Source organism: Magnetococcales bacterium (genome assembly GCA_015232395.1).
GTDB lineage: Bacteria > Pseudomonadota > Magnetococcia > Magnetococcales > JADFZT01 > JADFZT01.
In genome coordinates, this window is sequence record JADFZT010000137.1 from 1 (window position 1) to 5,874 (window position 5,874).

At 52.2% G+C, this 5,874-nt stretch carries 3 protein-coding genes; all 3 read right to left on the reverse strand.

The window, feature by feature from the left end; genetic code table 11:
- Nucleotides 1-63: 63 nt before the first annotated feature.
- Entirely contained in the window at nt 64-222 is a 159-nt protein-coding gene (locus HQL52_19665) for a hypothetical protein (protein MBF0371660.1), read from the reverse strand.
- Nucleotides 223-359: 137 nt separating this feature from the next.
- On the reverse strand, nt 360-3,218 hold the full coding sequence (locus HQL52_19670) for a hypothetical protein (protein MBF0371661.1): 2,859 nt from the start codon (nt 3,216-3,218) through the stop codon (nt 360-362).
- A 266-nt stretch (nt 3,219-3,484) separates the two neighbouring features.
- Nucleotides 3,485-5,874 (reverse strand): DUF1566 domain-containing protein (locus HQL52_19675; GenBank protein MBF0371662.1); only part of this gene is annotated, 2,390 nt, incomplete at its 5' end.

Sequence of the window (5,874 nt, forward strand, 5' to 3'; positions counted from 1 at the left end):
ATGGAGGTTCCGGTGGTCGAAGTGCTGGCCCGAGAGCACGGGGCTGGGCGTCTCAGTACAAAGTCACCGATTCAGGTGGTAGTTATGCCCCCAACTCCAGACGGTACCATCAGATTTCAGGCCTATGGTAAAATAAGCGCCAGCTGAGACCATCGGTTCGACAGCGGTGGCCAAGGAGGGGGAGGAGAGGAAAAGGAGGAGGGCGTATAAAATGACGCGCATGAATTTTATCCCTGGAAAAAAGGCGACCGGTCCCGAGGCGTATACTTATGCCTCGGGACCAAAATTAATTTCAACCAGTGTCGCCAATTCCAAGGTTATATTGCAAACGGTTTTTTTACCGTTGGCAATAGTGAGCGTTAAGCCGTGGTATCATTCTGGAAAGATTTCACCCGGACATACCACAGCTTCGAACTGAAGCCGGTGACGGTGCTGCCGGTTTGGTTGAAGAGGTTGATTTTGACCTGACCGTCGGAGTCGACGAATCCCTGCACCAGGCAGCCCTGAATATCTTCCCCGGGGCTTACCTCAACGATATCACCGATTTGAGCAGGGAGAACCGCGATATTGTTGGAAGTGACGCCGGTTCCAGAGAGAATGTCGCCACCGCCTGCGGGGTGAAACCAACCACCCGCTTCCATAGCCTCTCCGGTATTGTCTCGATCCCAGAAGGTGCCGCTGCCATCGGCGCTCACCAGACCAGGGACTTCGAACACCCCACGGACGTGATTGTTGATGATCCGTGCGTCACTGGCGGTTCCCTTGACCTTCACCAGTCGATAGCTGTCGTTGGAGCCGGCATGGAAGGTATTGTCGGAGATGATTACATAGTTGGCACCGATTTCCACCAGGTGATCCAGGTTGACGCTACTTTTGTTGACCACTGTGTTTCTGGTGAAGCGAATGGTCTTGCCGTTGATGCGGACAATTTCATTGCTTTCGCCAAGAATCGCGTTGCTGAGCAGAATGGTGTTTTCGGAGATGATGCCGGATTGATAGGTATCCGGATCGGTGGGGGTGATCTGGATGCCGTTTTTGATCATATTGCTCTTGATGTTGAGGCCATCGACGCTGTCGATATCCATCTGGATGGAGCCCCAAATCTGGTTGTTGGTGATGGCCATGTCATTATGGGACTGAGTGGTGCCCCCTGTGGGAGAGACACTGAAATGGCCTTTGATCACGTTACCGTTGATATGCAGGGCGTCGGTGTTGTCAACGCTGATGGTGAGTGGGCCTTCGATCTTGTTGTTGTTGACGTCCAGATCGGAGTGTGTCTGGTTATTGCTGGGGGCAGAGACGGTAATGCTGGTGGCAACTTGGTTGTCAGAAAGGCGAAAACCTTCCACAGTATCGGTATCAACCTCGATATGGCTCCCAATTTTGTTGTTGGTGACAGTGATATCTTTATAGGATTTGATGGTTCCCGTAGGCTTGATTTCAAGATAGCTGGAAACATCGTTATCGCTGATTTTCAGGCCATCGACAGAATCGACAGCTACTTCAATCGTGGTGCCGGTTTTGTTTCGTTCGATTGAAACATCTGTGAGTGAATCGGTTGCATCAGTGTCCGTAGGCAATAATCCGATCTGCTCTTGAACGCCGTTATCATGTATTTTAACGATGCCTCCGGTCCGAGCTTTGACGATGATGTAAGTCACATCATCATTCCCAGAAATTTCAGTGTTGTTATACAGAGACTCAATATCAGATGAGCCGGTATCTTTGTGAAGCGGGCTGATCAATATTGAGTTGACAGAGTTGTTGGTCAGGACAAGTTTATTTGCTTTGATCGCCCTGGATACGATCTGGCCTGAGACAGTGACGCCATCGATTTTAAGATTGTCGATTACAGAATCTCTCTCGTATTCTTCTGTTTCTCCAAAGTTTACAGTTGTATATTGGATTTCTATTGATTTTTCTACGCTACCACCCATTATTTTAGTGTGTGATAGCTCGCCAATAATTCCAACATCGCCGTATTCTCCCATGTAGTTGTTGTTCATGAAGTTTGACCCAGCAGACTTGTAGTATCTGATGGTTGAGCCCCCCTCTACATACTTGCCACTTCTGATCGTGCTAGCGTATCTGTTGGGTTCATGATTGATGATGTTATTGTTTTCAATAGTAGAGCCTGTTAGCCCAATCGCCTCAAAGGCCGCACTATCAGTGGTGCCGGTGACGTTATACAGTCTTGAGAAGGTGTTTCCATTAATCGTGCATGAACTCATGTTTTCTACTTTGCAGCAAGATGCATCTGGTATCGCACCATCTTTTTCTTGAATCGTGACTATATTATTGTTGAGTTCTGCTCCTGAGGAAACGTCATTCCCTCTTGCATAGATGACCAGGCCCACAGAAGTGCTGGCATCTGTGAAACCTTCTGGGCGAGTAGCGAGGCCGAATTCAGTCACCACGTTGTTGTTTATGTTAGGGGACTGGATTTCATTTTCATTGGTGCTGTCGATGATGAAGCCGTATTGAGTGTAACCCTTGGAGCTGCAATTTTGGATTGTGACATTGTCGCAGTCGGTTATTCTGATGGAAGTGGATCCCCATGACGACTCGTTTGACATCTCGACAGTTGGAGACAGTTCTTCGAAATCAAGACCATCAAACATAACACCATCAGCCTCTCCTGATGAATAAAAGGCATAGTTTACGCCCTGGGTAACATCAGTCAGGATTCGGGCGCTTCCTGTTCCATCTATTTCAAAGGACTGGTTTTTTTTGGGATTGATGGTTTTTGAAAGATAATAATCCCCTGCTCCAAAGTAAAAGATGGCTTCAGAATTATTGTCGATGGCATCCTGAAGAGAGGTTGCGTAGTCTTGATAGGAGACCCCGCCTACTTCGATGGTGTCGGAACATAGTTCATTTACATTTACTTCCGCTTGATTTTCAGGAGTTTCACACGCACCACTCTGAGAGGCAGCGGCCTTCTTGATGGATTCTTGGTTGGTTTTTTCAAGCGTATTGACTTGGGTATCATGGGCATCGTTTATATAGAGCTTTGCCAAGCCGTTAAAATAGATGCTCGCTTCCCCCCGATGATTCAGGGTAACCGGATTATCATTGAGGATGGTTTTTCCAGGGTTGGAATAGGTGAGTTTCAGTTCTTCGGAATCTGGGCTGTAGGTGTAGACACGTCCGTAAGCCAAGGGCTTGTTGTCATCATCCAGGGCTCGATAGTTGGGGCGAAAGTTTCCGGTAGGCATGATCTTTTCCTTCTGTCCGCATCAAGGGTTCAAAGTGATTTCCCAGGCAGTGGGATTTTTGTCATCCTGGGGTGATTGATGGGAGCTATTTTGGCGGGGGTTGGGGATTTTTATAATGTGCAGGAATTCAGCAAATTTTGGGGGAGGGGAGTGGCGGAAAAGAGGGGGAAAAGCGGTTGGTGGCGTGAGAGATGATGACCTCTTCCCAGCCCTCTCCACGGGGGGTGGAAAGGGCTGGGTGGGGGCGAGATGGGTGTGGTGGGGCGTTAAGAGCCGTCCCTCACCGGCCAGGCGTGGAAGGTTTTGAGGGTTTCCATGGTGTTGGAGATTCCCCCGAAGCCCACATACCAGGCCATATCCTCTTCATTCGGGGGGGAGGTGCTGGACCAATAGTTGGATTGGCGGTTATCAAAGGGGTAGTCGGTATAATACCAGGAGAGATCCACCAGGCTCAGCAGCTCGTTGCGGGTGGGTAGACGCCAGTTGGCGTCCCGGCCATCGTAGCCGGTGCAGGTTTGCAGGCCGACATTCAATTCAGCCACGCGGTTGAGGCCAACCTCCCAGGTATCCGCGTCCCAGCAGGCGGCGTTTTTCATCCAGACCAGGGTGGTGAGCTGATCCGTGATGGTGCCGTCGCCATTGTTGCTGAAGCGAGGTTCGGGCCAGGCCACTCCTGATTGCAGATCACCGTCGTCCCCACTCCAGTAGGAGGCGGTTTGACCGGTTTGGGGAACCAGGGCTGCAGTGTTGGACTCCCGGGTTTTCAGCTGCTGGAGCGGGGTGGCATCCCGTACCGGCCAGATCCGGGCGGCACTGGCGTCGGGGGTGATCGCACCGGTCCCCATGTCGAGCAGCCACGAATAGCCCTGGCTGGAGAGTTCATAATAGGTGTTGGAGAGATAGTCGCTGTCGGTTTGCACGTTCAGGAAGGGGTGGCCGGTGGGCAGAGCCGGGGAGCTGTTGCCCAGGTCCGACAGGCTCTGCAACTCCCGGATGGAGGGCAAACGCCAATCGCTGAAGGGGCTGGTGTAGCTTTCGCAGATCACTTCACCCCCATTCAGGCTTTCGATTTCGTCGATTCCAGAGCTGTCACTCTCCCAGCAACCGGCATCCTGTAGCCAGATGAGCCCCGTCAGATGATCGGTCACGGTGCCGTCGCCATTATCGGTAAAACGGGGCTCGGGCCAGGTGACCCCCGGTTGTAGATCGCCGTCATCCCCGGTGGCCACCGAGGTGGTTTGGCCGGTTTGTTGAACGAGCGCCGTGGTGGGGGAGTCGGTTTCCTCACCAAGACCGAACAGGTTGACCAGAAAATAGGCCATCTCCCCCCGGTTGATGTTTTGGCTGGGGCAATAATTCCCCTCTCCATCACACTCCCGTCCAGGCTCCATGGAGCTGCTGGCGACTCCTTCCCGATCCAGCTGTTCGATGTAGGAGGCAGCCCAATAGTCTGCCGAAACATCCCCGAAGAGCGTTCCGGTGGCTTCTGGGGGTTGATAGTCGGCGCCGTAGCGGATGCGTAGGAGAAAAATCGCCATCTCCGCTCGGGAAATATCGTTGCTGGGGCAAAAGCCGCTGTCGGAGCAGCCGCTGGTGATGCCCAGATCCATGAAATGCTCGATAAAGTTACCCACCCAATAATCGGCACTCACATCGTCGAACATCTCGCCGCTGGCGGAGTTGGGGATGTAGTCCGATCCGTAGAGGGCGCGGAGTAGGAAGACCGCCATTTCGGCGCGTTGCAGGGTGTTGTCGGGGCAATAGCTGCCGTCGCCGCAGCCGTTGGTGATGCTGGTTTCAGCGAGAATGGAGATTTCGTCGGCGGCAAAATGGTCGCAGGAAACGTCGGAAAAAGTGCGTTCGACCTGGCAGGGGAAGGAGGTGACCAGGGGGTCGGTGGGGTCGCTCTGGTGGAGAAATTCATCCAGGTTCGAGTCCCCATCGCCATCGCTGTCAATTTCGGCGTCGGAGCTGTCGAGCGGATCGAGCCCGTAGGTCTCTTCAAAAATATCGGACATGCCGTCGTTGTCGTCATCTTCGTCGGCATTATCCCCCGTACCATCCCCATCCACATCCGCCCAATCAATGGGATCGTTGGGAAAGAGGTCATCTTCATCCGCCACTCCATCCCCGTCGGAGTCGGCTTGGGGGCAGGCGGTGACGGTCATGTCGAGATCGTAGGCGTCGATGGTGGCGTTGTTGCCCAGTTCCTCGACCTTGACATAATAGGTGTCGGGACCCAGGGGATTGTCGCAGCTCAACTCAATCCGCGACCAAAAATCCACCCCCCCATCATCGTCACTGGCCACCTCTTCCAGATCGCTGTTGTAAAGGGTCAGATAAGTATCCCCTGAATCTCCAGATGTCTCGATTACAACGCCAAAGGAGAGGGTGAAGGTGAAAGTGCCCCAATCTTCGTCGCCAACAGAATCGATGGCATCTCGTAGCTTGATTCCATCGCTTAGAATATCAGCTTCCTCAGCAGAGTTATTAGGAAAAAGTCCCTCTGGATGGGTTGCTTCATCAATTAAACCAATATCTGCAATAAAAAGTGTTTGGCTTGGAGTGCTGATGTTGTCGATGGTTGAGCCTATCCCAAGCTCCCTAAATGCGTTATCTCCCCATGACCAGATGGTACCATCAGATCGAACGACCA

Excerpts from the sequence above, each read along its gene's own strand:
- HQL52_19665 (MBF0371660.1), bottom strand. The coding sequence starts at position 222 with ATGCGCGTCATTTTATACGCCCTCCTCCTTTTCCTCTCCTCCCCCTCC.
- HQL52_19670 (MBF0371661.1), bottom strand. The coding sequence starts at position 3,218 with ATGCCTACCGGAAACTTTCGCCCCAACTATCGAGCCCTGGATGATGAC.